The sequence below is a fragment of the Perlabentimonas gracilis genome (assembly GCF_011174675.1).
Lineage (GTDB): Bacteria > Bacteroidota > Bacteroidia > Bacteroidales > Tenuifilaceae > Perlabentimonas > Perlabentimonas gracilis.
This window is the reverse complement of record NZ_JAANIG010000028.1, coordinates 36,387-62,230: the sequence shown is the minus strand read 5'-3', so window position 1 is coordinate 62,230 and position 25,844 is coordinate 36,387. Positions and strand designations below refer to the sequence as shown.

19 protein-coding genes are annotated in these 25,844 nt (G+C 43.3%); 10 read left to right on the top strand and 9 right to left on the bottom strand.

Features of this window, described 5'->3' with window-relative positions; genetic code table 11:
• Positions 1 to 257 precede the first annotated feature (257 nt).
• Complete coding sequence (locus G8O23_RS12370; RefSeq protein ID WP_166365276.1) at positions 258 to 3,089, top strand: PAS domain S-box protein; 2,832 nt, start codon at positions 258 to 260, stop codon at positions 3,087 to 3,089.
• An 82-nt stretch (positions 3,090 to 3,171) separates the two neighbouring features.
• Here G8O23_RS12370 and G8O23_RS12365 read toward each other — a convergent pair whose 3' ends face one another.
• The 3 genes from G8O23_RS12365 to G8O23_RS12355 all read right to left on the bottom strand — a co-directional run bounded on the left by G8O23_RS12365 (position 3,172) and on the right by G8O23_RS12355 (position 4,967).
• Positions 3,172 to 3,774: a superoxide dismutase gene (locus G8O23_RS12365; RefSeq protein WP_166365274.1), complete on the bottom strand. Its 603-nt coding sequence runs from the start codon at positions 3,772 to 3,774 to the stop codon at positions 3,172 to 3,174.
• A gap of 124 nt (positions 3,775 to 3,898) precedes the next feature.
• Positions 3,899 to 4,123 (bottom strand): hypothetical protein, encoded by a 225-nt coding sequence (locus G8O23_RS12360; RefSeq protein ID WP_166365272.1) that lies wholly within the window; start codon positions 4,121 to 4,123, stop codon positions 3,899 to 3,901.
• Positions 4,124 to 4,289: 166 nt separating this feature from the next.
• The gene (locus tag G8O23_RS12355) at positions 4,290 to 4,967 is read right to left on the bottom strand and encodes a porin family protein (protein ID WP_166365270.1); all 678 of its coding nucleotides are present in this window, start codon (positions 4,965 to 4,967) and stop codon (positions 4,290 to 4,292) included.
• Between the two features lie 235 nt (positions 4,968 to 5,202).
• On the opposite strand from G8O23_RS12355, the gene G8O23_RS12350 reads away from it, so the two are divergent.
• A complete protein-coding gene (locus tag G8O23_RS12350) occupies positions 5,203 to 6,129 on the top strand; it encodes a hypothetical protein (protein ID WP_166365268.1) in 927 nt (308 codons plus the stop codon).
• 51 nt (positions 6,130 to 6,180) lie between these two features.
• Here G8O23_RS12350 and G8O23_RS12345 read toward each other — a convergent pair whose 3' ends face one another.
• Positions 6,181 to 7,965 (bottom strand): methyl-accepting chemotaxis protein, encoded by a 1,785-nt coding sequence (locus G8O23_RS12345; protein ID WP_166365266.1) that lies wholly within the window; start codon positions 7,963 to 7,965, stop codon positions 6,181 to 6,183.
• A 458-nt stretch (positions 7,966 to 8,423) separates the two neighbouring features.
• On the opposite strand from G8O23_RS12345, the gene fabD reads away from it, so the two are divergent.
• The 4 genes from fabD to G8O23_RS12325 all read left to right on the top strand — a co-directional run bounded on the left by fabD (position 8,424) and on the right by G8O23_RS12325 (position 13,311).
• A complete protein-coding gene (gene fabD / locus G8O23_RS12340) occupies positions 8,424 to 9,308 on the top strand; it encodes an ACP S-malonyltransferase (protein WP_166365264.1) in 885 nt (294 codons plus the stop codon).
• Between the two features lie 156 nt (positions 9,309 to 9,464).
• On the top strand, positions 9,465 to 10,496 hold the full coding sequence (locus tag G8O23_RS12335; protein ID WP_166365262.1) for a hypothetical protein: 1,032 nt from the start codon (positions 9,465 to 9,467) through the stop codon (positions 10,494 to 10,496).
• 56 nt (positions 10,497 to 10,552) lie between these two features.
• A complete protein-coding gene (locus tag G8O23_RS12330; protein WP_166365260.1) occupies positions 10,553 to 12,541 on the top strand; it encodes a caspase family protein in 1,989 nt (662 codons plus the stop codon).
• A 245-nt stretch (positions 12,542 to 12,786) separates the two neighbouring features.
• On the top strand, positions 12,787 to 13,311 hold the full coding sequence (locus tag G8O23_RS12325; RefSeq protein WP_166365258.1) for a hypothetical protein: 525 nt from the start codon (positions 12,787 to 12,789) through the stop codon (positions 13,309 to 13,311).
• A gap of 5 nt (positions 13,312 to 13,316) precedes the next feature.
• Here G8O23_RS12325 and G8O23_RS12320 read toward each other — a convergent pair whose 3' ends face one another.
• The 5 genes from G8O23_RS12320 to G8O23_RS12300 form a co-directional block, all read right to left on the bottom strand.
• Positions 13,317 to 15,791: a DUF5686 and carboxypeptidase-like regulatory domain-containing protein gene (locus G8O23_RS12320; RefSeq protein WP_166365256.1), complete on the bottom strand. Its 2,475-nt coding sequence runs from the start codon at positions 15,789 to 15,791 to the stop codon at positions 13,317 to 13,319.
• Positions 15,792 to 15,886: 95 nt separating this feature from the next.
• Complete coding sequence (locus tag G8O23_RS12315) at positions 15,887 to 17,224, bottom strand: pseudouridine synthase (protein ID WP_166365254.1); 1,338 nt, start codon at positions 17,222 to 17,224, stop codon at positions 15,887 to 15,889.
• Between the two features lie 100 nt (positions 17,225 to 17,324).
• A complete protein-coding gene (locus G8O23_RS12310; protein ID WP_166365252.1) occupies positions 17,325 to 17,573 on the bottom strand; it encodes a Sec-independent protein translocase subunit TatA/TatB in 249 nt (82 codons plus the stop codon).
• An 82-nt stretch (positions 17,574 to 17,655) separates the two neighbouring features.
• Positions 17,656 to 20,682, bottom strand: coding sequence for a protein translocase subunit SecDF (secDF, locus tag G8O23_RS12305; protein WP_166365250.1), 3,027 nt, complete (start codon positions 20,680 to 20,682; stop codon positions 17,656 to 17,658).
• Between the two features lie 137 nt (positions 20,683 to 20,819).
• The gene (locus tag G8O23_RS12300) at positions 20,820 to 21,266 is read right to left on the bottom strand and encodes a retropepsin-like aspartic protease (protein WP_166365248.1); all 447 of its coding nucleotides are present in this window, start codon (positions 21,264 to 21,266) and stop codon (positions 20,820 to 20,822) included.
• A gap of 149 nt (positions 21,267 to 21,415) precedes the next feature.
• Between G8O23_RS12300 and G8O23_RS12295 the strand changes: the two genes are divergently transcribed.
• From G8O23_RS12295 to G8O23_RS12280, 4 genes are all read left to right on the top strand, one after another.
• Complete coding sequence (locus G8O23_RS12295; protein WP_166365246.1) at positions 21,416 to 23,572, top strand: HAMP domain-containing protein; 2,157 nt, start codon at positions 21,416 to 21,418, stop codon at positions 23,570 to 23,572.
• The gene (locus G8O23_RS12290) at positions 23,562 to 24,224 is read left to right on the top strand and encodes a response regulator transcription factor (protein WP_166365244.1); all 663 of its coding nucleotides are present in this window, start codon (positions 23,562 to 23,564) and stop codon (positions 24,222 to 24,224) included. The genes G8O23_RS12295 and G8O23_RS12290 overlap by 11 nt, the downstream gene beginning before the upstream one ends.
• Before the next feature lie 107 nt (positions 24,225 to 24,331).
• Positions 24,332 to 25,054 (top strand): hemerythrin domain-containing protein, encoded by a 723-nt coding sequence (locus G8O23_RS12285; RefSeq protein WP_166365242.1) that lies wholly within the window; start codon positions 24,332 to 24,334, stop codon positions 25,052 to 25,054.
• Positions 25,051 to 25,653, top strand: coding sequence for a response regulator transcription factor (locus G8O23_RS12280; protein WP_166365240.1), 603 nt, complete (start codon positions 25,051 to 25,053; stop codon positions 25,651 to 25,653). The genes G8O23_RS12285 and G8O23_RS12280 overlap by 4 nt, the downstream gene beginning before the upstream one ends.
• Positions 25,654 to 25,844: the final 191 nt, after the last annotated feature.

Genomic DNA, 25,844 nt, shown 5'->3' with positions numbered 1-25,844 from the left:
AAGGCAAATAATGAATTTGGTGCTAGTTCAAGTGAAATTCTAAAACGACAAGACTTTATAAATAAAAAAGAGGGTGCCAGTTTATGGACACCCTCGTTTTTTTTGTGTTGATGAGCTAGCACAATAAAGCCGTAATGATTTTTTATCGACTGTAAAAAAATATTAAATCGCAGAGAACAATTCCAACTTAATAATAGCTAATTTAGCCTTACCGTACCTAGGTATCAAAATTGAGTACAAAAATTACAACAAGCTAAATGTCTGATAATTCGGAACTATCCCAACTGCGAAACCGTATTGCTGCGCTCGAGTCGGAAAATATTTCGCTCAGGAAACGAATTGAGCATTTTGAAAAGCTCGAGGCACACTCAGGGAAAGATGCAAAAAGGGAACTTTACGAAGTGCAGGAGAAATTTGAGCGACTAGTTAATCTCCTTCCTCAAACCGTTTGGGAAACCAACGAAAAAGGAATTTTTACATACATCAACAAATACGCCGAGGTAGAGTTTGGTTACACCTACAACGATGTGGTGGGCAAGCTATCTATTGCTGATACAGTAATTCCTCAGGAAAGGCATTTAGTAATCCCAAGCGATAAAGATAGCGGTGTTGGTATGGAATTTACAATGCTCCGAAAAGATGGAAGTACCTTCTCGGCATTGGTACATTTTGCACCCGTCGTAAAAGAGGGTGTGTTTACTGGATTGCAAGGTATCATCACAAATATTGATGAACAAAAAGTTAACCAGAGTCAGCTAAAGGAAAGCGAAGAAAAATACAGGTTACTTGTTGAAAACCAAAATGATCTGGTGGTAAAAGTAAATCCCAAAGGAGAGTTTTTGTACGTCAGCCCAAGCTACTGTAAGTATTTTGAAAAAAACGAGGAGGAACTTCTAGGAAATTCGTTTCTACCTCTAGTACATAAGGATGATCAAGCGAAAACCGAACAGCTGATGCAGGCTCTGTACACCGAGCCTTACCATTGCTACATTGAGCAGCGTGTATTTGCACAAAACGAGTGGCGCTGGCTGGCTTGGCTCGACACATCCATTCTCGACTCAGCGGGTAATGTGCAAGCAATAGTTGGCGTTGGCCGTGATATTACCGACCAGAAAAGGGCTGAGCTTAGGCTCAGCGAGAGTAACGAGCGCAATAAGGCCATCCTTTCAGCTATTCCCGATGTGATGTTTGTTTTTAATAGGCAGGGTGACATATTGGATTGTCACTCACCAAGCAATGAACTACTACTGATACCGCAGAATGAATTTATAGGAAAGAATTTGAGCGAGGTGGCTCCCCCTTATCTTGTGAAAATCAACGAAGAAAGGATTGATGCACTATTTAAAACGGGAAAACCCCAAAACTACTCCTATCCCCTCGACCTGAATGGCGAAAGGAGATATTTTGAGGGGCGAATGGTAAAGCTTGGCGAGAGTAGGATTTTAAGCATTGTTAGGGATATCTCTGAGCAAAGACTGATGGAAGATGCCTTGCGCCAAAGCGAAGAGAACTACCACACCATATTTCAACTTGCGAACGACTCCATCATCATACACGACCCACTTAATGGTGAGATAATTGATGCCAACAAGGTGGCCATTGAGTCCTATGGCTTAAGCACCCTCGCGGAGCTGAAGCAACATGGATTCACTTCCGATCCACCATATTCATACCACGATAATATAAGGTGGATCAAAAAAGCAATAACAGAAGGCCCTCAAATTTTTGAATGGAAAAGCGTAAGGGTCGACGGAAGTATCTTTTGGGAAGAGGTTCACCTGTCGGTAACCAAAATTCTTGGGAAAGAACGCGTGATCTCAATTAGTCGCGACATAACCATCAGAAAAAGTATTGAGAGTAAGCTGCAGCGCATTAATAGGGAGCTAAAAGAGCGAAATGAGGAGTATGCTGCGCTTAACGAGGAGTACGTAACCCAAAACGAGGAGCTGCAAAACGCTAAAGAAAAAGCCGAGGTAGCCGATACCCTGAAGAGCGCTTTCCTGGCCAACATGAGCCATGAAATCCGCACCCCAATGAATGCGATTATGGGCTTCTCGGGGCTATTGGCAAAGGGAAGTATAGATGAGGATAAGCAAAGGCAGTTTGCTGAGATCATCAAGCGTCGATCGAACGACCTGCTAAAAATTATCGACGATATCCTAGATATATCAAAAATTGAAGCTAACCAAATTGTGCTCAGCCCAACGAGTGGTAGCCTGCTGAAGATGATGGATGAAGTTTTTGAATACTCGCTCACCAAGGCCGAGGTGGATCAGAAAACGGATGTGAATCTTAAGATGGTTCAGCAACTAGCCGATGTTGATGAGGTTATCACAGACTTTGGTCGGGTTAAACAGGTTCTCTTTAACCTTATAGAAAATGCCCTTAAATTCACCGAAGTGGGAGCCATTGAAATTGGATGCTCAAAGCATGATGGACAAACCATCCGCTTCTATGTAAAGGATTCGGGACCTGGCATTTCAGCCGATAATCACTCTAAAATATTTGAGCGTTTTCAGCAGGCCCATGATATCGCGAAGCGCGACGTTGGTGGAACGGGTCTGGGGCTAGCCATATCTAAAGGGCTGGTCGATCTTTTGGGGGGAGAGATATGGGTTGATTCAGAAGAAGGGAAAGGCTCTCAGTTCTCATTCACCATTCCTTTAGTTAGCACAAAAAATAGTAGGGAAATGGCTAGTGGAAGTAGCCTTCCCGTACTGGATAACCTGGAGGGTAACGTGCTGATAGTTGAGGACGACGAGCTTAACGCTAAGTTTATTCAAGAGGCTCTGCTAACCACGCGCCTCAACATTTCCATTGCCCAATCGGCAGCACAAGCAATAGACGCTGTAAAGAACAATCCTCAGCTCAGCTTAGTGCTCCTCGACGTGGGGCTCCCCGATGCTGATGGAATTAGCCTAATTGAACCGATGAGGAAGCTAATACCCAAACTTAGGATTATTATTCAATCGGCTTACGCAACTAGCGATGATATACAAAGAGGAATGGAGGCTAGTTGTAACGGATACCTCACCAAGCCTGTAGATCCAGATAAACTGCTTAGAGAAATTGCAAGAGTACTAATCTAAAAAAGGGCCGAGGTTGCCCCCGGCCCACCCCTAAAACTTAAACCAAACAAAAGGGGGTATGTATCGAACTAAAATACAAGCATTAAACTGCAGCAAATCTCGATTCAACCTCTTTCCAGTTTACCACTTTCCAAAAGTTATCGATGTACTCGGGGCGTCTATTCTGATACTTCAGGTAGTAGGCGTGTTCCCAAACGTCTAGGCCAAGTATTGGAATACCCTGCACCTCTGCAACATCCATAAGTGGATTATCCTGATTTGGGGTTGACGTAATTAGCAGCTCCTCGCCCCGCTTTACTAGCCAAGCCCATCCTGAACCAAAACGTGTGGCTGCTGCTGCATTAAACTTTTCCTTAAAGCTATCAAAGCTTCCAAAATGCTTATCTATGGCTTTGGCCAGCTCGCCCGATGGCGCTCCACCGGCATTTGGCCCCATAACACTCCAAAACAAGTTATGGTTATAAAATCCGCCGCCGTTATTGCGAACTGCTGCTGGATGTTTCGATATGTTCTGCAGTATCTCCTCTATTGATTTAGAGGCCAAATCGGTACCTTCAATAGCTTTATTCAAATTAGCGGTATAAGCGCCATGGTGTTTGGTGTGGTGTATCTCCATGGTTTGAGCATCAATGTATGGCTCAAGCGCATCGTAGCTGTATGGTAAGTTTTTTAACTCAAATGACATATGACTTGATTTTAAGGGTTAAACAATACTATTTAGATTCTTTCTAAATAGATAACATCAAGCCACTAGAATTGTTCAAAAGAGAAAAGTAAAGAAGCGAAGGGTTAAACTGGGGAGGGGAATACTACCTAACCTTAGAACGATAACCGACCTTGCTGCCATTAATTGATTTAACCACTTCCTTCTTGGATTTATAAATCTCTATTCCAAGAAAAAAGTAGTGTACATCCCAAAACTCCACATACCATTTTTCATCCAATGAATGTATAGTTTCAATTAACACCTGCACTTTACCAATGAATGGTTTACTATGTGTATCTACAAGTCCCAATGTAATTTCATTTTTCATATTAAAGATAGCTAACCTTTAGTATAAAAAAAACAATATATATAAAAACGCTTAAAATAATAATTTGTTTAAATAGCACTACCAACAACACTCTGCTAGTCAGAGCTTGCTTAAAAAAAATGGTTTAACAAATAATTAGGACTAAAACAATAGGTGCCTACCAGTTCTACTGAGCATCGGGATCTAAGCGCTTCTTGCGTAACCTCAGGAATAGATCAACGGCATCGTACTTAAAGGTAAGCGCCACGCCAAACGAACGGTTCATATTACGTTCTGTTTCGATTGTTTTTTCCACATCAACCACACCCAGATCGTATCGTAGGTCGAGGCAAAGCAGACCGTACTTAGTATCGTATGCGGCACCTCCACCAAGCGACAACCCCCAGTCAATTATAGTGTAGTGGTGACTCTCGTTAAACGACTCGCCCAACTGATCATAAACAATTCTTGCATTGGTTCTTACGTTGTTATATGTACCGCCAGTAGCGTAAATACGGGACAAACCCATGGCATTGAACGACAGCTTGGCCAGAAAGGGAATACTTATATAGTTAACACGGCGCGTTCCAAAATCGTCAGCAACACCCTTTGATGTGAATGTTAGCTCAGTTTCAAAAGAGAGCATATTGGTAAGGCCAATTTCACCCACAGCCCCAATTTGAATTCCTGTGCGGGAACTCACATTGGTAGTATAAGCATCCATATTGGTAATGGTTGAGAATGTGGTACCCACTTTGGGGCCAAGGTAGGCAAAGCCAATTTCGTGTCCTCTTATGGTGAAAAGCTGTGCACTTGCATTACCAAAGGTAATTAACACTAGCGCAAAAAGTAATGCACGTCTCATAGGTGTTTTTTAATTAATCGTTTACCTAAACAAAATTAAGGTATTTGGGGGCATTTCCGATAAAAATCTTTGCATTCTATACAATTTTTGATAAAACATAAAATTTTCTGGATAAACATATAATCGTGTAGGATATAGGCGTCGGAATTAATAGAAGTTTGTTGATAAGGACAAAGGTTGTTAGAAACAAATTCTCAGAATTTGATACATTTGAGGCTACCTTTTGATTCGATGCATGGATAGTTTAAATGGCCCAATCTCATTTCTTAAGCTTGTAGCAACAACAACGCTTCTGCAAATTATTTGGCTACTGGGTTTTATTTTTGTCTTTGGCATACTACTATCCCTTTTGGCTCGATTTACTAGGATTACCTTCGTTAAAACAATTGGATTGAAGTCTGACATATTCTTTAAAGGTTGGATTGGAGTTCCCGTTCACGAGCTGGGGCACGCTCTTTTCTGCATCATTTTTCGACATAAAATTATCGACATAAGGCTTTACCGACCAAATGCGGAGGATGGAACGCTAGGATACGTAAACCATACCTACAACTCTAGAAGCTTATATCAAAAAATTGGCAATTTTTTTATTGGTGTTGGCCCAATACTAACAGGTTCGTTAGCTATTTACGTTGCGCTATACCTGCTAGTGCCTAACCATAGCGACATTTTTGAGCCTTTAAAAAGAGGTGGTAGCGAACTCGTGCATGTTACACAAAGCAACTCAGGAGCAATACTTGCCACTTATTGGCAAAACACAATATCGATACTAAACAACCTGTTTACCGCATCAAACCTAACCAGCTACAAGTTTTGGATCTTCCTCTACCTCTCGCTATGTATATCATCGCATATGCAGCTTAGTGCGCCCGATGTAAAGGGTGCAAGCAGTGGCTTAGCCAGCATACTGATATTTTTTATGGTGATCAATGCAATTATACTTGGCCTTGAAGCGCTGGGGGTAAGCAATCAGTTTGGCAATTGGTGGAATTACCTTAAACTTGAGAGCTACGCACTGGGAATAAATAAGTGGGTTGGAAAGTTTGGCACGTTGCTAGCTCTAGCTACAGTAATTTCGAGCATAAACTTTACTGTAAGCTACGTGCTGCTATCAATAGTTAGCGTGTTAAGAGGAAAAGGTTTGGTAAACCCTACACATTAAAAGAGGGTGTCTAGGACTTTTTAGACACCCTATTTTGCTCTATTTGTAAACCTAAATCTTGAAGAAGCTCATTATTTCCTTTAGCTGTTCGGCCATAGCCGATAATTCTTCGGAATTTGAAGCCAGCTCCTCCGACGAGGAAGCATTCTGCTGAACCACTTGACTTAGCTGCTGCGTGGCATTATTTATCTGCTCTACCCCATTGGTTTGCTCAACGCTCGATGCAGCAATCTCTTGGATAAGGCTAGAAGTCTTCTCTATATCTGGAACAAGCTTGGCCAGCACCTCGCCAGCCTCCTCGGACAAATGGACCCCCTTGGTTGTTACACCAACAATTTCATCGGCAGCTAAGCTGCTACGCTCAGCCAGCTTGCGCACCTCGGCGGCCACCACGGCAAATCCTTTACCATGCTCGCCAGCACGAGCAGCCTCTACCGCTGCATTAAGCGCCAGAATATTAGTTTGGAAAGCTATATCGGTAATTATTGATATCTTCTCAGATATTTCTCGCATATAGCCTGCTGTTTGTCTGGTTGCCTCGCTCCCATCGCGTACACCTACTTCGGCCAATTTTGCCAATTTGGTGGTTTGGCTAGCGTTATCGGAGTTTGACTCTATCATCGATGACATCTCCTCCATCGATGATGAGATTTCCTCGGATGAAGAGGCCTGAAGGTTAACACCATCTGAAAGCAGCTGAGCGCTGGAGCTCATCTCCAAGCTAGCACTTGCAATGCTATCGGAAATACCTGTAATCTTCTCAACCATTCCCCTTAAGGACTCGGCCATTTGTGAAAGTGATCTGGATAGGGTACCCATCTCATCATTCGATTTGTGATCGATTTGAATGTTGAGATTCCCCTTGGCAAACTCATCGGTAGCGGTAACCAGCTTATTAATTGGCTTAATAATGGTTGTATTAAGGATATAGCCAATAAACCCAACGGCAACTACACCTAATATTAGCATAAGCACAAGTACGGCAGTGCTAATACTCATAACCATGCTGTTTATAATAGATACCTGAAGTCCAATGAATAGCATGCCGGTAATATTACCAGAGGCACCTCGTATGGGAAGGTATGCGGCAAGACATGGGTTACCCTGAATTTGTGAATCACCAAAGTAGATTCTGCCCTGATTCAGCACTGTATTCTCAATCTCAGGTATGCCTAGCCTGGTTCCAACAATTCGAACCCCTTTTTCGTCAGTAATGGTAGTCTGATAGCGTGTGTCGCCATAGAAAAGTGTTGCCTCAACATCTTGCACGCGCTTTAGCTCATCTACAAAACGCTCATCGCCTAGCACATACCCCAATGATATGGCTCCAATTATTTCGCCATCCTCATTACGCATAGGTACTCCTGCACGTATGGAAAATTTAACAACTGTACCATCCTCAAACCCTACAGAAGTCTCACCCCTTAGCGCTTTCTGGATATTAATCTGGTTGCCAATATTATCGCCAAACTGATCCTTTGCATGTGCCCTTATAAATACATTGGCTTGATTATCTGTGATCACGAGGTAATCGAGCCCATACGATTCCATAAGCCTTAACCCGTGCTCAATGGCCATCTGCCTATTACCCTCGGTAAATGCATTACGAAGTATATTTGAGGTGCCAGCAACAAGGGTAGCCGCTTTAGCCGATGCTTGCTTTTCCTGCATATACGCATTAACAAAATCAGCTTTCACCTGAATACTACGATTAAAATAGTCCTCAAGATTATTTTTAACACCAACATAAACTTGAAGCAAAATACCACTGAGCATTACAATAATGGCAACCAATAAAGTGGTAAAGACTTTTACTCTAATTCCTTTGTTATTCATAGCTATCATTAATTTAGGGTTAAGATTTCAACCACATAAATCTTATGTAATTTTGTAATGTAAAGCTATACAAGTTGCAAATGGAATGCAAACTACTAGCTATGATTTAAATTGCTCAAAAAGCTGATCTATGTCAATTTAATAAAAAATACTGATATAACTGATTCAATATCTTTAAGCAGTAGCGAATTACTAATCAAATTTTTTCTGGGAGCATATCTTTAGCATGCAAGTTGTAAAGTGTTGGACTAGGCATAGCGGAGTGCTAGTAAAAATGCAGAGCAAATCTATACACCAAATAAACCATAAAAAATAATGAAAAACGCTTGCCCATAGAATAGTGTACACTAAACTTTTTAAAGAGGAGTATACCTGAAGATTCTATAAGTATATGCGTTTTGGTAAAAAAGACTAATTTTGTCGCTTCAATTGGACATTGGTTTAAAAAACTTAAAGTTATGAAAGCATTTGTATTTCCCGGTCAGGGAGCCCAATTTGTTGGGATGGGCAAAGATTTGTACGAAAACTCTCCGTTGGCTAAAGAACTTTTTGAGAAGGCTAACGAGATTTTAGGATTTAGGATAACCGATCTAATGTTTGATGGCACCGACGAGGACCTAAGGCAAACCAAGGTTACACAACCAGCTATCTTCCTTCATTCGGTAATACTTGCCAAAGTTCTAGGCAAAGAATTTAATCCACAGATGATTGCAGGCCACTCACTAGGCGAATTTTCGGCACTTGTGGCAAGTGGTGCACTATCGTTCGAAGACGGGCTTGTGCTGGTATCGAAACGTGCTATGGCCATGCAAAAAGCCTGCGAAAAGGAACCATCTACTATGGCTGCCATCCTGGGTCTTGAGGACGAAGTTGTGGAAAAAATATGTGCAGAGATAGACGCCGTGGTTGTACCTGCAAACTACAACAGCCCAGGACAGCTAGTCATTTCGGGTAGCATAGCCGGCATTAACATCGCTTGCGAAAAGATGAAGGAAGCTGGAGCCAAAAGGGCTTTGCCCTTAAAGGTTGGTGGAGCATTCCACAGCCCACTAATGGAACCCGCAAGAGTTGAATTGGCCCAAGCTATTGAATCGACAACTTTCAATGCTCCACTGTGTGCAATCTACCAAAACGTAGATGCCAAGGCCTACACTAGTCCTGAGGAGATTAAGCAAAACCTAATCGCACAGCTTACCTCCCCTGTTCGCTGGACCCAAACCATGCTAAATATGATTGGCAATGGAGCGTCTAGTTTCACCGAACTGGGGCCTGGAAATGTACTTCAAGGGCTTGTAAAAAAAGTTAATAAGGATGTAGAAGCCAGCAGTATCCAAAGTTTGTAGCACAAAAATTTCTAAAACACTAGCACCTAGCAACAAATTGTTAGGTGCTTTTTTGCATCAACACAAAGCAAAAATAAAGATTTCAATTTTTGTATACTAACCGCAATATTTCATAACTTTACAATTACACTAATGGAAAACAGATACCCTATAAAAATGAAAACTAGCCTTTTGCCTCACTTGGCAACATTTCTCTTTATCCTTCTCGCAATAAGTGCAAAGGGACAGAAAGAAGCATTTGAGAAAATTTTTGAGAAAGAAACACAACAAAGAGAGACTGCAAACTATGGAAGGTTCAAAAATATTGAGCGTGTTAGCTTTTACCCCGACACCCTCCCCAGCTGGTTTTTCAGTCCGCCTGCCTCCTCAAGCGAATCAACTTTTGCCATAGGCATTTCTGATCCCGACTTACTTCCCAACGAAGCTATTTTTCAGGCAATGCACAGGGCTAAATCAATGGCTATTCTTCAGCACAAAGCATACATACAGTACTACAGAGATGTATATACTGTAGCATACTCAGAACAAACATATAAGGGCTATGGACAACGATTCGATACATACTTCAGGCTATCGGCTGCCGCCCAGGCCGATTCAAGTTGCTTCACAACCGAGAAAGTTCACCTAACCCGCTACAACGAAGCAGTTGTCCTCCTAAGGTACTCCCCTTCAATAACCGATTCCTCTGCCTCTTGCTCATCTCTAAAAATATCTACAGTTGGAACAGCGCTTTACATCGAGGCTCAAATCGACAACGTATTTGAGCCCCAGGCCGAGTACGAAATTGTTACCCAGCACTTAACCCCAAATGGCTTTGACATCAATTCGCACTTTACCTACCGTGAAAAAGGAAGACGATTCCTTGCCATTTCGGAATTTATGGGAAATGAAAGAGACTTCCCACTATACAACTATAAGTACTGCAATCCAAGCTGGGAGGTCAATAAGGAACCCCTTATTAGCTATAACGGCCTGTGGAGCATTTATTCCAAAAAATTGCTTCGCCAGCTCACCCTCAATACGGAGGAAACATCAATAAACATAAGGAGTTTGGATGAAATGTATAGCCCCGAAATGCGAAACCTAACCCGAGAGGTGGCCATAAAAACAGCGCAAATGCACATTAATGGCATTGAATTTGGTGTGGACAGCATAGGCTTTGATATAAATGTTATTGAGCTAAAGTAACACCCCAACCATATACAAACAAAAGCATTTGAGTGAAACCACTAATATTAAACGGTATGAAAAAGGCGTTAAAATTTTTGTCCATAGCCGTGGCTGCTCTGGTTATTGGCACTTCAAACATTGCTGCCCAAGAATTTGTGGATCTAAACACCAAGCAGCTTGGTGAGAATATTAACATTGAATATTCCATAACAGGCGAGCAGATAGGGCAACTATTTAAGGTTACCCCCAGCTTTTCAACCGATGGAGGGCGCACCTTTAAGGAGATGAAAACCGTATCGGGTTATGTTGGCGACAATGTACTTGGAGGTAAAAATCAAGTTATTATTTGGAACGTGCTAAACGATTTGCCAGAACTTGAGGGCGATGTTATATTCAAACTGAATGGCCAGACAAAATCCACAAAAGCTCTAGAGGACGACTTTAGCGATGTGGTCTTTAAGCTCGTAAGCTTACATCGCACTGGGAATAATCAACTGGAACTAATTCTTAGCATCACCAATAATGGCCCAACACGCGATTTAAAGCTTATTAATGGGCTAATTACCATTACAGACTTTAACCGGCAGAACTACGATGCTCAACGTGGAAAACTTGGCGATGTAGTTGGTTCGCAGCGCTACTCTACCCCCCAGCGCACCATTAATAACGGTGAAACTGTGCAGGCATCATTCACATTCGATAGAATACCTACCGATTTGAATCGGGTTATGCGGCTAACCATAGGAGCTGAACTGCTTACCTTCTCAACCTTTGGCCTTGACAAGCTCGAAAATAGTGCGCTGCAATTTCGCGATTTTCCAGTATCCAACGTGCCAACAACCTCCATGTCGGTTACCTCATCGAAACAATTCGAAAATAGCGTAGCCACCTCCGTCAGCGTCCAAAAACCTGCACCCCAGGTTGCACAAAAGGATACCAATCCGCCAGTTATCTCCATCCTATCGCCCGAAGGCGTTTCGCTTACAGGTAGCGAAGCGACAAGGGGTAGACCCTTGGCTCAATCATCAAGTGGGTTAGAAGACAGAAAACTCCGCTCCGTTGCCCTTGGCGAAGGCCTCACCGTGTCTGACGAGAGCCTACTTGTTAGGGGCACTGCAAGTGACGAAAGCGGCATATTTGAGGTTGTGGTAAACGGCCGTAACGCTTCGCTTCTACCCGATAATATCTTTGAGGCAACAGTTCCTCTTAAGCTTGGTCGAAACGACATTGTGATCCGATCGATGGATGTTTTTGAGAACAGCGTCGAACGAAAATTCATTGTGTACCGAAAGGACTCACCAAACCAGAAGGTTTCGTCGGATACCGAAGAACTCGATCTTGTTTTTGATGCACCAAGAGCGCCAAGGTATTACGCTCTTATTGTTGGAATTAACGAGTACCCAGACCCAGGAATTGCCTCCCTTAGCAACCCCGTTAGGGATGCCGCAACCCTTGCCAAAACATTGGTAGAGAATTACACCTTTGAGGCTAGCGACATTATCTTCTTAAAAGATCCATCGCGAGGCCAACTAATTGATGAGCTTGACAAGCTTACCCGTCGCGTAACAAAAAATGACAACCTGCTAATTTTCTTTGCAGGCCATGGGTATTTTGATACTGAAACAGAATTTGGATACTGGCTCCCAGCCGATGCCTCTGCCTCGAGCACAGGCAATTGGATGGCCAACAGCCAGCTTAAAGACTATGTGGCAGCAATAAAAAGCAAGCATACCCTGCTTATTGCCGATGCCTGCTTTGGTGGGAGCATCTTTAAAATTCGCAAAGCATTTTCCGATGCCACCGATGAGCTTAACAAGGTGTACGACAGAAAAAGCCGCAAGGCTATGACCAGTGGTGCGCTTACCGAGGTTCCCGACGAGAGTATGTTTATCAAGCATCTTGTTCAACGACTACAAGAAAATACATTGGACTACCTCTCGGCCGAGGAGCTGTTTAGTAGTTTTAAAACGGCGGTGATGAACACCAGCCCAACTGTACCCCAGTATGGCGACATTAAAGGAACTGGCGATGAGGGCGGTGATTTTATCTTTGTAAGGAAATAACCAAAAGCCTTTAGATAGCCTTAGCGCTCAAACCTAAAAGGTTTGGGCGCTACTTTTTACCATTCCAACTATTTGTAAAGCGGGAAGCAAAGCCTATCATAACCTTCAAATTCAAATAAAGGGCATTAAAAATTAGATTCTTCAATCACTATTTGTATTTTTGAATGAGCAAACTTTCTCGAAACTTATACATAAATTGGCTTCGCGTTGACATCTTTAACTTTTAAATATCAATGCATTTTATTATGAAAAGAATTACCTTAACACTATGCATTCTCACCAGCTATCTTCTGGTATCCTATGGACAATCTGACGATCCAAAGATTGCACGACTTGAAAGTAAGGTAGAGTCGGCAAAGGAGAGGGTAAATGCTACCGATGCCCTTATCTTCTCTGCCGACAGCCTAATTGCGGTTGGTGAAGCCGAGATGGCTAAGGCCGAAGTGGCTCTTAAAGAACTTTCACAGGAAAAAAAAGATATCGACAGGGATCACTTTAACCAAAAAAGACCCTTAGAGAGACAGCTAAGGTCGAAAGATAGGGACGAAGCCCGAGAAGCTAAGGCCAAAATTAGAGAAATTGACTCGGACAATAAAGCGCGTGAGCGCGATTGGAATACCCGATACAGGGCAATGCTTAGGGAGTACGACTCGGGAAAAAGAACAGTTGACAAGGGAAAGGCTAACCTAAAGAAGGCTAAGAAGCAAAAAAAAGATGCCGAAAAAAGACTTAAGGATGCCGAAAAGGAACTGCAAAAAGCCCAAAAATAATTGTTCTAAAAATTGGTGGCTATGGTAAGCTTAATAGCTACATTATCGCTCCAAGCAGGGTTGGTGTAAGTCCCCCAACGATAGTAGGCTCCCACTCCTAGCGAGTAAAAGGGATTGGCAAGCAACCCATTCAATAGTAGTCCGCTCTCAAAAAAACCAAGCGAAAGGCTTTTGGGCTCTGCCCCTACAAAAGCATGGAATGGGTTTTCTGAGTAACTCCCTATGGCAAAATTCTGAACCACTTCCAATTGAGGTTTGAATAGTGCCGAACGGCTTTTCCCAAACAGCTCCCCAAAATTGTGTCTAAGAAAGGCATAAAAATACCGATCGGATACAAACTCAAATGGGTGTATAGTTCCAAACGAGTTGGTGGCATCAAGAGGATACTTGTCCATACTTCCTGGGGTAAAGTAGAGCAATGAGGTTGGCACATCACCTGTTATCACTCCTCCAGTAAGGCTAACATTAGTTTTACCGATAATCCTATGGTTTATCTTGTGACTAATTCGAGCCTCGCAGCGCAGATAGTCAAAACCCTTGTCGTTAAGCTCAATTCCTTTTGCAACATTTAGCCAAACAATTGGATGCTCAAAACCAAAGGGCATTAGCCCTTTTAGGGTTTGAATATACGACTCGCGCCAGGCAAACTTAAGCTGTAAGCCAAGCTCATTGGTTCTGTATGCAAAGGGTGAAGCCAACAAGGGATGCTCAAATCCGTACCCAGAAGCAATATTATAATCGGTTTGAACTGCAGACAGCCCAAGGGTAAATCGCTTAAGAAACCGGAACCCAAAACCTGCCGAATAGCTCTGGGTATAATCCATCCTATCTATCATAAAAGTGCGAAAAAGATCGGTGTTTATCATACCCGTTTGTCGCTCAAATACCACTTCTCCAGGCTCTCGCACATCATTGCTGTATCGCCCCTCAACATAAACCTGATGCAACTGGCTTAAGGTAAGGCGAGCAGACACTCCAAACTTATCCTCTTTATCGCTAAAACCGTAGGCATAGTAACCGCCTAGCGTAAACCATTTTGATACCCTTTGGTTTGTTTCCAGCCCCAGTCCCAAGCGATACCCCTCAAATCGGTTGTAATCCATAATCTGGTTTAGGTCGAGATTGAAGATACCAATGGGAATTTTCCCCATGATCAGTGCATCAAGAATGTTCATCATCCTGTCGAGGTTGGCTTGCTTGCTTATGCTATCGACAAAATGATACGTGCGCAGCTCCTGGGCAGTAAGAGGCTCTACTCTATAGCTATCCCAGAATGCATCGTCGCGCAAAGATGCTGTGGGATCGAAGCTAACCGCAACGTGGCTAAAGTCTCTGGGCCTTAGATTTGGTAATAGGTCAATATTATCGATATAGGTACTACCCTTACCCACCATTATGAACTTAACAACCTGTTTGCTGGTTGAGTCTTGTAGCTGAACACTGCCCGAATTAAGGTAAAGAGTAGTATTAAGTTCAACTGGAAACCACTGTACACTATCGATGAGCTGGTAGCGCTGCTGAATTTTAATATTAAAAACTGGAGACGGAGCCTCTACTGGTTCGGCAATTACGTTCTGTATGGCGTAGCCATTGGAATTTATATTCATCACCCCTTGCAATCCGGCAAAATTGGCATTGCGTAATAGCCTGAATGATACTACGAAAACTGTGTCGGCACTTGGAGTAAAAAGCGTATCCTCCAAAATAAAAAGGTAGCGCCGTGTGCTGTTCTTGCTAATGGGGTTGAGGTGGAATTTGCCGCCAAGATTGAGCAACTCGGGATAGAACGAGAACGATTGGTACTGGGTTGTTAGGAAAGCCAGGAGCGGATCCTTAAAGCCCGATACCTTTGAAGCTAAAATGGTCTCGTGACTTCTGTTGGGGTGCATGAATATCCGCTCGGTAATCGATTCCATCATCATCAGATGCTGCTGTTTAAGAACCTTCTCAACCTTCAGCTCAAGCGAGTCGGTTGAAGGTTGTGCCCCCTCCCCATCCTCTCCTTTAGGCTTAAGGTTAATGGTGTCGCGCTGGGCCGTGAAGTACATCTTACTATAGCTATTGTACCTAAACTGTGCTAGTCGCTCAGGGTTATTGCGCTGTCTGTTCTCGTAAACCAGGTTGATAATCCTATGGGCTGGATTTTCACCGGGACGTACTACCACCTCCTCCAAATCGTAGGCAGTTGGAGTAAGACCAAGGAGCATAGGTTTGGCATACGCCCTATCATCAACAGCTATACTTTCGGGAAGATACCCAACGTAGCTAGTTCTTAGCTGAGTAATTCTATGTGATGTGGTAATTTCGAAGTTCCCCTCCAAATTTGAGGTAACACCTTGCCCCTGTTGATTATAGATAATATTGACAAAGGGTAAGGGTTGTCCTGTTTCCCTATCAACAATCCTACCTTTAAGCACGTATTGACCTTGGAGAGCAAATACAAATAAAAGCTGGGTGATAATAGCAAAAAAATATTTCACTTTTCGGGCTAATCAGTGGTTTTAATTGTAGACAAAACTACATAAAAAAAGCGGAATCGAATATCCGACTCCGCTATATTTGGGTGAGTGTAACCCTATTTAAACCTGTTCGTTTTAAGCATATTCACCTCCTTTGCCGAAAGGAATCGCCACTTGCCTCGGGGTAAACTCTTCTTTGTTAGGCCAGCAAAGTACACCCTGTCGAGCTTAACAACCCTATAGTTCAACTTCTCGAACATGCGGCGTACAATACGATTCTGCCCAGAGTGAATTTCAATACCAATAATTGATTTATCGCGGTCGTCGGCATACTCAATGGCATCGGCAGCAATAATCTCACCATCAAAATCAAGTCCTTTAAGAATTGCCTCCATATCTTGGGGGGCCACATTTCGGTCGAGACCAACCTCATAAACCTTACGCTTCATGAAGCTTGGATGAGTAAGCTGCTTGGTAAGCTCACCATCGTTGGTGAAAAGTAGCAAACCGGTACTATTCCTATCGAGGCGACCAACAGGATATACCCTTTGCTCGCATGCCCCTTCTATTAGATCCATCACTGTACGGGTAGCATTCGGATCCTCGACAGTGGTAACGTAATCCTTGGGCTTGTTAAGCAGGATGTATACTTTCTTCTCAGGGTCGAGGGCCTTGTCCTTAAAGCGTACCTCATCGGTAAGTTTAACCTTTGTGCCCAGCTCCCTAACCTCAACACCATTAACCGTGATTTGGCCTTTTGCAATAAACTCATCGGCCTCGCGACGGCTACATAAGCCCGAGTTGGCAATGTATTTATTCAAGCGGATAAGGCCATCCTTATCAGTTTTAAGCTCATTCTCTATTTCGGGTGGTGTAGAAAAGCGTTTTGTTGCCTTTGGTTTGCTTTCGAAATCGGGCTTGGCAAACTTATCGGGTTTAGCAAACCTGTCGGACTTTGGCTTGGAGAACCGATCGCTGGACGATTTTGTGTACTTATCCCTCGAAGGTCTCTCGAATTTTTCCTTGGTAGGTCTTTCGAATTTTGGTTTCGAATATTTATCCTCGTAAAAACTTTTCTTTCCGCTATCCCTTTTCTCGGGTCTTGGCTCAAAATCTTCATCGGATCGCTCGCGCTTGGGAGCATCCTTTCCAATGGATTTTGATTTTAGCGTACGAGGCATGTAGGTTCTCGACGAATCGGACTTTTTATCGTCTCTTCTAGGTTGACGCTTAGTCTCGTTGCGATCTCCTCGCTCACGTTTCTCCTTAAAATCGGGGGACTTTCTTCGTTCGGTGGGCTTAGGGGTTGACTCCTCGTCGTTGGAATACTTTTCCGTTTGGGGTTTAGAACTTAGCGGTCTGGCTGTACGGGGTTTGTATACCCTTGCAGACTCTTTCTCGTCGGACGTACTCCGCCTCACGGGTTTCTTTCCGAATTTCTCTTTCTCTTTCATTTACAATGTACTGGTTAAGAACTCTTAAATCTATAGCTATGCGTAAAAAATGGCTGCAAAGATACACCATTTTTAAAGAAATTCCTTACTATTCAAAAACTTAATTTTTCTGCTGATAATCAGCACTATCTTCGGGTGAAGTAGATGATGACGTTTTGGAAGAGTTAGTCGATGTTGAATTAGTATCAAGATCGGAAAGTTCGCGTTTAATATCATCTGTTGCTTTCTGAAACTCACGGTAGCCCTTGCCTATGGCGCGTGCAACCTCAGGAATTTTTTTTGATCCAAAGAGCAAAAGCACCACAAACACAATTAGTATGATTTCGGTTCCACCAATAAATAAGAGCATAAGACCAAGTGATTTGCCACAAAACTACAAAAAAAATCCTGCGAAAATCTCCGCAGGATTTTAAATATATGCTAAAGAAACACTATTTCCTCTTTTTGGGCACGTTGGCTGCCTTAACTGCTGCTTTTCTGCTAGCCCAAGCTTTAATATCGAAAGCAATTGGCGAAGCAACAAATAGCGACGAGTATGTACCAACCAGCACACCAATAATCAAGCCGAAGATAAATCCGCGAATGCTCTCACCTCCGAAGAAGAAGATGGGTATAAGCACCACCAACGTACTGAATGAGGTGGAGAATGTACGGCTCAGGGTATCATTCAAGGCGTTGTTCATTGTCACTTGCCTTTCACGCTTGGGGTACAAACCGATGTACTCACGAATACGGTCGAAGATAACCACCGAGTCGTTAATAGAGTAACCTATAATGGTTAGTATTGCGGCAATGAATGCCTGATCGATCTCAAGGCTAAATGGCATTCTGTTGTATAGCAACGAGAATATCCCCACCACAATAATGGTATCGTGGAAAAGCGCAACAACTGCACCAGTACCATACGACCAGTTCTTAAACCTTATAAGGATATAAAGGAATATTACAACAAGTGCAAAGAATAGAGCGATTATTGCCTCTTGGCGAAGGTCATGCGCAATGGTTGGCCCAACCTTCATGCTGCTCTGCTTGTTAACATCCCTAAACACATCAATGCTTGTACCATCGGGCAGGTAAGGCATAAGTCCAACATGAAGCAGCGAGTCAATCTCGTTATCAATGTTCTCACCTTCATCATCAATCAGGTACTTGGTTGTAATCTTCACCTGGTTGCTTGGGCCAAAGGTTTTTACCTCAGGGGTCTCGCCAAACACCTCACGAAGATCGGCTGCTATATCAACAGTTGACACATCCTCTTGGAACCTTACAACGTACGAACGACCACCGGAGAAGTCAATACCATAGTTTAGGCCTCGCATCGATAGCGAACCAACTGCAATAAGAATAAGTGCAAGAGAGATAACATACGATATCTTTCTGGCTCCAATAAAATCGAACTTGGTGTTTTTGAAAGCACCCTCGCTTATCCTATTTGAGAAAGTGATGTTATACTTACGCTGCTGCATGAAGTGAATCACAAGGCGGGTAAGGAATAGCGCACTAAACAACGAGGTAATAATACCGATAACCAGAGTGGTTGCAAAACCACGGATTGGTCCAGAACCAAATAGGTAAAGGATTACACCAGTAAGCAAAGTGGTTACGTTACCGTCGATAATAGCGGAGTAGGCATTTTTATAACCATCGGAAATAGCTAGACTCATCCCCTTTCCAGCCTTCAGCTCCTCACGAATACGCTCGAAGATAAGTACGTTGGCATCCACCGACATACCAATGGTAAGCACAATACCAGCGATACCAGGCAGTGTTAGCGTTGCGCCAAATGAGGCAAGCACACCAAATATAAAGAATAGGTTTGCTACCAGCGCAAAGTCGGCAATAAGTCCGCCCCTATGGCTGTAATAGAAAACCATAAACATTAGCACGATAATAAAGCTAATGATGAACGAGCGCAAGCCCGAATCGATAGCTTCCTGACCAAGTGATGGCCCAACAATCTCTTCCTGCATAATACGAGCAGGAGCAGGTAGTTTACCCGACTTAAGCACGTTGGCCAAGTCCTTAGCCTCGTTAATGGTGAAACCACCAGTAATTGAGGAGCGACCACCCCGAATCTCCTGATTTACCTTTGGGTAGGAGTACACATAATCGTCGAGCACAATGGCAATGGAACGGCCAACGTTATCGGCGGTAAGCCTAGCCCAAATTTTTGCACCCTCAGCATTCATACTCATCGACACCTCGGCCTCGCCACCAGTAGAGCTAAAATCGTCACGGGCATCGGTAATCGCACCCCCATCGAGAGGAGGATTACCATCACGGCTAGTTACCTTAATGGCAATAAGTTCAAAAATGCTATTGGTGTTATCCCAAGGAACATTTTTTACTGACCAAAGCAACCTTAGGTCGCGTGGCATTAGCTGCTGAACCTGAGGCAACTTTAGGTAAGAGTTAATTTGAGCAGTATCGCGATAGTGAGCAAAACCCACCACGGGGCCGCCCATTACTTGTCCCTGCTGATTGGTGCTAGGGTTAAGAATGGCGAAAAGAGGGAACTCCTTTGCCCAGTCGGCTTCGTCGATATCGGTTGAGTCGCCTTCGGCTTTAAGCATCTCGAGCAAATCCTCCTCCTGAGTAGTTGCTTCGTCAGCCTGAACCGCCTCGGCAGGAGTAGTATCCTCTACCTGAACGGGCTGTTGGCCTTTGGCTAAAGCTGTTTCAGCATCCTTAATTTCTTTAATCTTGGCATTAGCTTGCTGTAGATAGGGAAATATCTCACTATTCTCGTATGTTTCCCAGAACTCGAGGCTGGCAGTTCCTTGCAGCAACTTGCGAACACGCTCTGGCTCCTTTACGCCGGGCAGTTCTACCAAAATACGACCCGAGCCTTCGAGACGCTGTATGTTTGGCTGAGCCACACCAAAGCGGTCGATACGATTACGGATAATGTTAAACGAGTTGGCAATGGCACTTTCTGCTTCGGTTCTAATAACCCTAAGAACCTCGTCGTTGGTAGAGTTAAAATTTACCCTATCGCGCAGTTCAACGGTGTTAAAAATTGACGCTAGGCGAGCGTTGGGTGCAATGGTTTCAAATGCCTTTCCAAAGCGAGAAATAAAATCCTCCGATGGGGGCATCTTACGAGCCATATCGATAGCGGCAACAAAAGCGCTGTCGTTACTATAATTCGATAATGAACGTAGGATATCTACAACCGATACCTCAAGGGTTACGTTCATACCACCTTTTAGGTCAAGACCAAGGTTGATCTCGCGCTCCTTCACCTCGCGGTACGAATACTGGCGCAACCATAGGAAGTTGTATACCGTTTCGCTTGAAATGGAATCGAGATAAAATGCTTCCTTTTTCGGATCGCCCTGGGCATACTCTGCAGCTGCCCTTTCTGCTTTCTTGGCAAACCAGGTAAAGGATAGCTGGTATAAGCAAACCAGCGTCAATGCTACTGCAATAAACCTTATCGCTCCTCTATTTTGCATTGGATTTTTGTGTTAAACGATTGATTACTTTTAGTTTATTTTGAAAATGTGGGGCAAATATATTACTTTTTTTGAGAAATGCCATAAAACCTTGCATTGTGCTTGAATTCTCTGATCATATTCAGAGTATCAGAATCTTAAAACGACTTATTAGCCCGGTGAAATTTGGTGAGCACTATTTTTTGAGTGTTAAAATCCACAACACCACCATACTTCACCAGAAAGTCGCACCCCAAGAGCCCATCAATTCTTACCCCAGCCATCTGCTCGTAGAGCGATGATACTGCATCTAAATTGGTGCTAAAAATTAGCATGTCGAAAAAATCTAAGTTGCCAATCCTTATGCTAGGAATAACCACCTGCTCCACCTCCATACGCTGGGCGTTAATACCCGCCGCAAAGGCCTCTTCTCCATCTCCAGCAGTTTTGTCGAAATTTACCACAAGGTTGCTGCTTAATACTGTACGCGATGCGCCCGAATCGAGTATCATATTTATTTGCTTTCCCTCTAACTCTGCAGCAACTATTGGATGAAAGCTGGCGTGTTCTATCTCCTTTACATCAAACGGAATAAAAAAATCCATATTAAAAAACTTAGTGAGCCACAAAGATATAAAATTGCTCTCGATGCTTATTATATCAACACTTTTTGGTGTAACCACAAATCATTCACAACTTTAGTACAAGAGGTGCGGAAAAAAATATTACATTTGGAGAAATCGAAACCCACACCATGAGAGCCTGGTCAATAAAAACCCGTCTTTTTATTTACTCCATGCTATTTTGCTTTGTGGGGTTGCTGCTGCTAGGCGGTTACTCGTACTTCATTGCGCGCAGGGCGCTCCTTAATCGCACCTTAAGTCAGCTAACTTCCATTCGTGAGGAGAAAGCCCAGCGGGTGGAGCAATTCTTCTCCGATAGGGTGCGAGATGCCGAGTTACTATCGAATCAGGATATTAAAGCAAATCTGGCTGAAAAACTAGCAACTTCAAATTTTATAGACCTTTCAATTCTCGAGCAAGACAAGTCCCTGCTAAATATGCTCAGCTTTCTGCAGGCCGCCGGATGTTACAATAGCCTTATCGTTGGTAAGCCCAACGCCAACGCCCTTTGCATTAAGCTAACCGACGAAAATTTGACAAGCCATATTGTATACACCAACCTGAAAGCGAATGTTGAGATAAATAGAATTGCCGCGAGAACCCTTGAAGCCAACAAAGTTGGGATATCCGACTTTACTACTGGGTCGATAACGAACGTATACAGCTCATTTGTGGGGGCTCCCATTCCGGGAACAGAGGCCGTTCTACTACTTGAAGTACCCGACAGGGCAATGAATAGGCTTATGGCCGAACATATTGATAAGATGGAGGTGGGCCGAACCGGCGAAGTGTACCTTGCTGGCGAAGACTTTCTCATGCGATCCTCTTCACGATTTGTCGACAACTCAGTTCTTTCGGTTAAATGCCAAACCTTTGCGGTGGAACAATCGCTCAAAGGATTTGCCGGAACGGCAAAAATACTGGACTACAGGAACGTTGAAGTGCTCAGCTCGTTTAGCCCCGTGAATTTGCCATCGCTAAATTGGGTAGTGGTGGCCGAAATGGATTGGAGTGAGGCACTTGCCGATGTGGTAGTTTTAAAGCATAGGATTTTGCTAATTGGAGCCATAATTCTAGTGCTGATTACAGCAGGTGTTTTTCTTTTTAGCCGCCGAATCACCACCCCAATTATTCGGCTAAAGAAAGCGGCTATTCGGATAGGTGAAGGGGATTTCGAAGAAAGAGTTCCAGTTTCACAACACGATGAGATTGGCTTGTTAACCCAGGTATTCAACAAGATGACCCAAAGCCTTAAGCAAACCACCAAACGCTTGAAGGAGAGGGAACGAAGGCTACTACATTTTTATCGGGCCACAATAGATGGAATTCTCATTCACAACAATGGCAAAACAATTTTGGTTAATAGGGCGATGATAAACCTAACCGGTTACACCGAGGAGCAGCTGCTTAGCGCTCCTATCCAGTCACTTTTTGCCGATGACGACTACCTGCTGAAGTACACTAATGCAAGCGAGGTGCAATCGTTCGAAGCTGTGTTGCTTACAAAGTCCAAAAGCACCATTCCTGTAGAGGTTCAGCACCGTACAATTTCATTCCATGACCAGGAGGTTGATGTTATGGTGGTACGAAACATTGCCGAACGAAAGGCTATGGAGGACGAGCTAAAAACCGAGCGTTTGCATCGTCTCCGATCGGTTATCGATGGGCAGGAGCAGGAAAGGCAACGGTTATCGCGCGAGCTGCACGATGGCTTGGGGCAAACCCTTGTGGCCATTAAGCTAAGGCTCGAAAGTATTGATGTTGATAAGCTGGGAGACGAGCGCAAAACTCTTGAAATAATAAAGCAGATATTTAACCAAACCATAGATGAAACCCGCAGAATATCGAACAACCTTATGCCCGCAGCCCTCACCGAGTTTAGCCTGGCAGTGGTGCTACGCAACCTATGCAACGAAATTGAGAGCAACGCACAAATTAGCACCTCCTTGGTCCTGGGGGTTTTGCCCGAGAGTATAGATATGCTGACCAAAACCTACTCGTACAGAATTGTTCAGGAGGCTCTCACCAATATCGTAAAGCATGCACAGGCCAGTAAAATAACAGTATCCGTTTTTTCAGACATTCACAACCTGTACATTCAGGTTGAGGACAATGGGATAGGATTCGACAACAGCCAAAATAACGAAGGAGGAAACGGCCTGTACAACATGAAGGAGCGAGCCACGCTGCTGAACGGAAAATTCGAGATTATATCGTCACCCGGCAATGGGACTCTGATAAAAGTTGAACTACCCATTAAAAATTTTAAACAGAGAAATGAAAGCTAAAATTTCACTCGCCCTAGTAGACGATCACCATCTTGTGCGCGATGGCATAAAATCGTTGATCGAAGGAGTTGAGCACATTGACGTGGTAATTGAAGCCTCCAATTCCGATGAGCTGTTGGCAAAACTTGAGGAGGTGGAGCCACAAATTGCCATTGTAGACATTTCACTACCTGGCTTATCGGGCATAGAGATCACCAAAACACTTGGTAGCCGCTACCCAAACATAAAGGTGATAATCCTGTCGATGCACACCACCCAAGAGTTTATTTTCAATGCCATTAAGGCGGGTGCAAAGGGGTATCTGCCCAAGAACATTACGCAAACCGAACTTGTTGATGCAATAGATGGGGTTAACGCCGGAAACGAATACTTTAGCAAGGAAATCTCCGAGATAATACTTAAGAACTACCTTAAGCAGATAAAAAACCCCGATAGGGTTGATGAATACCAAGAGCAGAAGCTTACATCGCGCGAAAGCGAAATACTTAAGCTGGTGGCAGAGGGGTACTCCAATCAGCTGATTGCCGACAAGCTATACATAAGCGTTCGCACAGTGGAGTCGCATAAAAATCATATTATGCAGAAGCTAGAGCTATCCTCAACAGTTGAGCTGGTAAAGTACGCCCTAAAAAATAAGATTATTGATATATAGTTCATAGTGGCTACACACCATGCAATTTTTCGACAAGGGGAAAACTATACCTAACCTTTATTGTTTACTATATTTGCACCATCACATCCTACTTTAAAATGTGCGCTATGTTCACACACAACATGAAGCTGGCTGAGGTTGTTCAGTCCGATTTTAATACCCTAAATGTAATCAACCGGTTTGGAGTTAAGCTGGGCTTTGGCGAGAAATCGGTGGCTAGAGTTTGTGCCGACTATGGAATAAATACCGAGTTTTTTCTCGAGATACTTAATGCTTACCACGACCCAAACTACTTTCCGCAAAAACACCTGCAAAGCTTCAGTGTGGGCGAAATAGTGGAGTACCTTCGTAAAACCCATAGAAGCTATATCGACGAGGGGATTCCCTTTATTGAAGAGCTGATGAATAGGATGCTTGAAGATTGTGAAAACCCAGGTGAAATTAAACCCATTGTGAAGTTTTTTAACGACTACAAAACCGAACTTTTTAACCACTTACACTGGGAAGATAGGGACATTTTCCCATACACCCTTGCGGTAGAAGAAACTTACATAAATGGCACCGATGCCTCCGAGATAATTGAGGCAATGCAGAAATACTCTATGACCGATTTTCTGGATGAGCATGACGATATTGAATCTAAGCTCTACGACATCAACACGCTATTCATAAAATATGTACCCCCCGTATCAAACCAAATGATTTGCGTTCGCATTCTAAAGGAGTTCTCGCTCTTGCAAAAGGACATTAATAACCATGCACGTATCGAGGAGAAGGTTCTGGCCCCCAAGGTGATTATAATGGAAAAGGAGTTATTGCAAAAGCAATGAGCAAGGTAATCTTCATAGTAGCAGAGCCCTCGTACATTATTCGCAAGGGATTGGTGAGCCTAATTAATGAGCTACCTAACACCCTTGTGGCCAGAGAGCTTGAAACTGCTCAAAAACTTATTGAAACTGCAACCCACCATGGTGCCGATGCTATTGTTATTAACGCCGAATTGCTTAGGGAACTCTCCCAAGCCGATAGAAAAACATTGCTAAACGGTAAGAAGAAAACTGCAGTTGTTACCATATCTTGCTCTGCACTAAGCCACAGCGATGAAATAACCAACATAAGTAGCAGCCAAATTATGCTCTCGGAGAGTAAGCCGTCGGTACTTAAAAAGATAAAAGACATTATTAATCGGGTAGACACCAGCGAGGCTACACCAGAGAATCAAGAGCTAAGCGATAGGGAGGTTGAAATACTAAAGGATGTTGCCCTGGGGCTATCGAACAAGGAGATTGCAGAGAAGAACTTTATAAGCCCACATACTGTAATAACCCATCGTAAGAACATTACTCGGAAGCTGGGAATAAAAACCGTATCGGGGTTAACCATCTACGCCATTCTCAACAAGATAATTGGAATGGAGGCGCTTGAGTAGTAAAAACTATCGCTACACCTCAAACTTAAGGTGCTGGCACCACTTTTTTAAACCCATCGAAAAAAAATCACTACTGACCGACTAATAAATATAGATTTAGCTTCGCTGCTACTTCATGGTCTCGCTTCCTGCCTGACTGCGTCATTCAGGCAGGCGCTCGAAATCTATTACATTATTATCATTTTAAAAAA

What these genes read in the sequence shown, in the direction of transcription:
- G8O23_RS12280 (WP_166365240.1), top strand. Translation starts at nt 25,051, where the DNA reads ATGAGCAAGGTAATCTTCATAGTAGCAGAGCCCTCGTACATTATTCGC.
- fabD (WP_166365264.1), top strand. Translation starts at nt 8,424, where the DNA reads ATGAAAGCATTTGTATTTCCCGGTCAGGGAGCCCAATTTGTTGGGATG.
- G8O23_RS12350 (WP_166365268.1), top strand. Translation starts at nt 5,203, where the DNA reads ATGGATAGTTTAAATGGCCCAATCTCATTTCTTAAGCTTGTAGCAACA.
- G8O23_RS12290 (WP_166365244.1), top strand. Translation starts at nt 23,562, where the DNA reads ATGAAAGCTAAAATTTCACTCGCCCTAGTAGACGATCACCATCTTGTG.
- G8O23_RS12360 (WP_166365272.1), bottom strand. Translation starts at nt 4,123, where the DNA reads ATGAAAAATGAAATTACATTGGGACTTGTAGATACACATAGTAAACCA.
- G8O23_RS12285 (WP_166365242.1), top strand. Translation starts at nt 24,332, where the DNA reads ATGTTCACACACAACATGAAGCTGGCTGAGGTTGTTCAGTCCGATTTT.
- G8O23_RS12325 (WP_166365258.1), top strand. Translation starts at nt 12,787, where the DNA reads ATGAAAAGAATTACCTTAACACTATGCATTCTCACCAGCTATCTTCTG.
- G8O23_RS12330 (WP_166365260.1), top strand. Translation starts at nt 10,553, where the DNA reads ATGAAAAAGGCGTTAAAATTTTTGTCCATAGCCGTGGCTGCTCTGGTT.
- G8O23_RS12300 (WP_166365248.1), bottom strand. Translation starts at nt 21,266, where the DNA reads ATGGATTTTTTTATTCCGTTTGATGTAAAGGAGATAGAACACGCCAGC.
- G8O23_RS12315 (WP_166365254.1), bottom strand. Translation starts at nt 17,224, where the DNA reads ATGAAAGAGAAAGAGAAATTCGGAAAGAAACCCGTGAGGCGGAGTACG.
- G8O23_RS12345 (WP_166365266.1), bottom strand. Translation starts at nt 7,965, where the DNA reads ATGAATAACAAAGGAATTAGAGTAAAAGTCTTTACCACTTTATTGGTT.
- secDF (WP_166365250.1), bottom strand. Translation starts at nt 20,682, where the DNA reads ATGCAAAATAGAGGAGCGATAAGGTTTATTGCAGTAGCATTGACGCTG.
- G8O23_RS12335 (WP_166365262.1), top strand. Translation starts at nt 9,465, where the DNA reads ATGAAAACTAGCCTTTTGCCTCACTTGGCAACATTTCTCTTTATCCTT.
- G8O23_RS12370 (WP_166365276.1), top strand. Translation starts at nt 258, where the DNA reads ATGTCTGATAATTCGGAACTATCCCAACTGCGAAACCGTATTGCTGCG.
- G8O23_RS12355 (WP_166365270.1), bottom strand. Translation starts at nt 4,967, where the DNA reads ATGAGACGTGCATTACTTTTTGCGCTAGTGTTAATTACCTTTGGTAAT.
- G8O23_RS12310 (WP_166365252.1), bottom strand. Translation starts at nt 17,573, where the DNA reads ATGCTCTTATTTATTGGTGGAACCGAAATCATACTAATTGTGTTTGTG.
- G8O23_RS12365 (WP_166365274.1), bottom strand. Translation starts at nt 3,774, where the DNA reads ATGTCATTTGAGTTAAAAAACTTACCATACAGCTACGATGCGCTTGAG.
- G8O23_RS12295 (WP_166365246.1), top strand. Translation starts at nt 21,416, where the DNA reads ATGAGAGCCTGGTCAATAAAAACCCGTCTTTTTATTTACTCCATGCTA.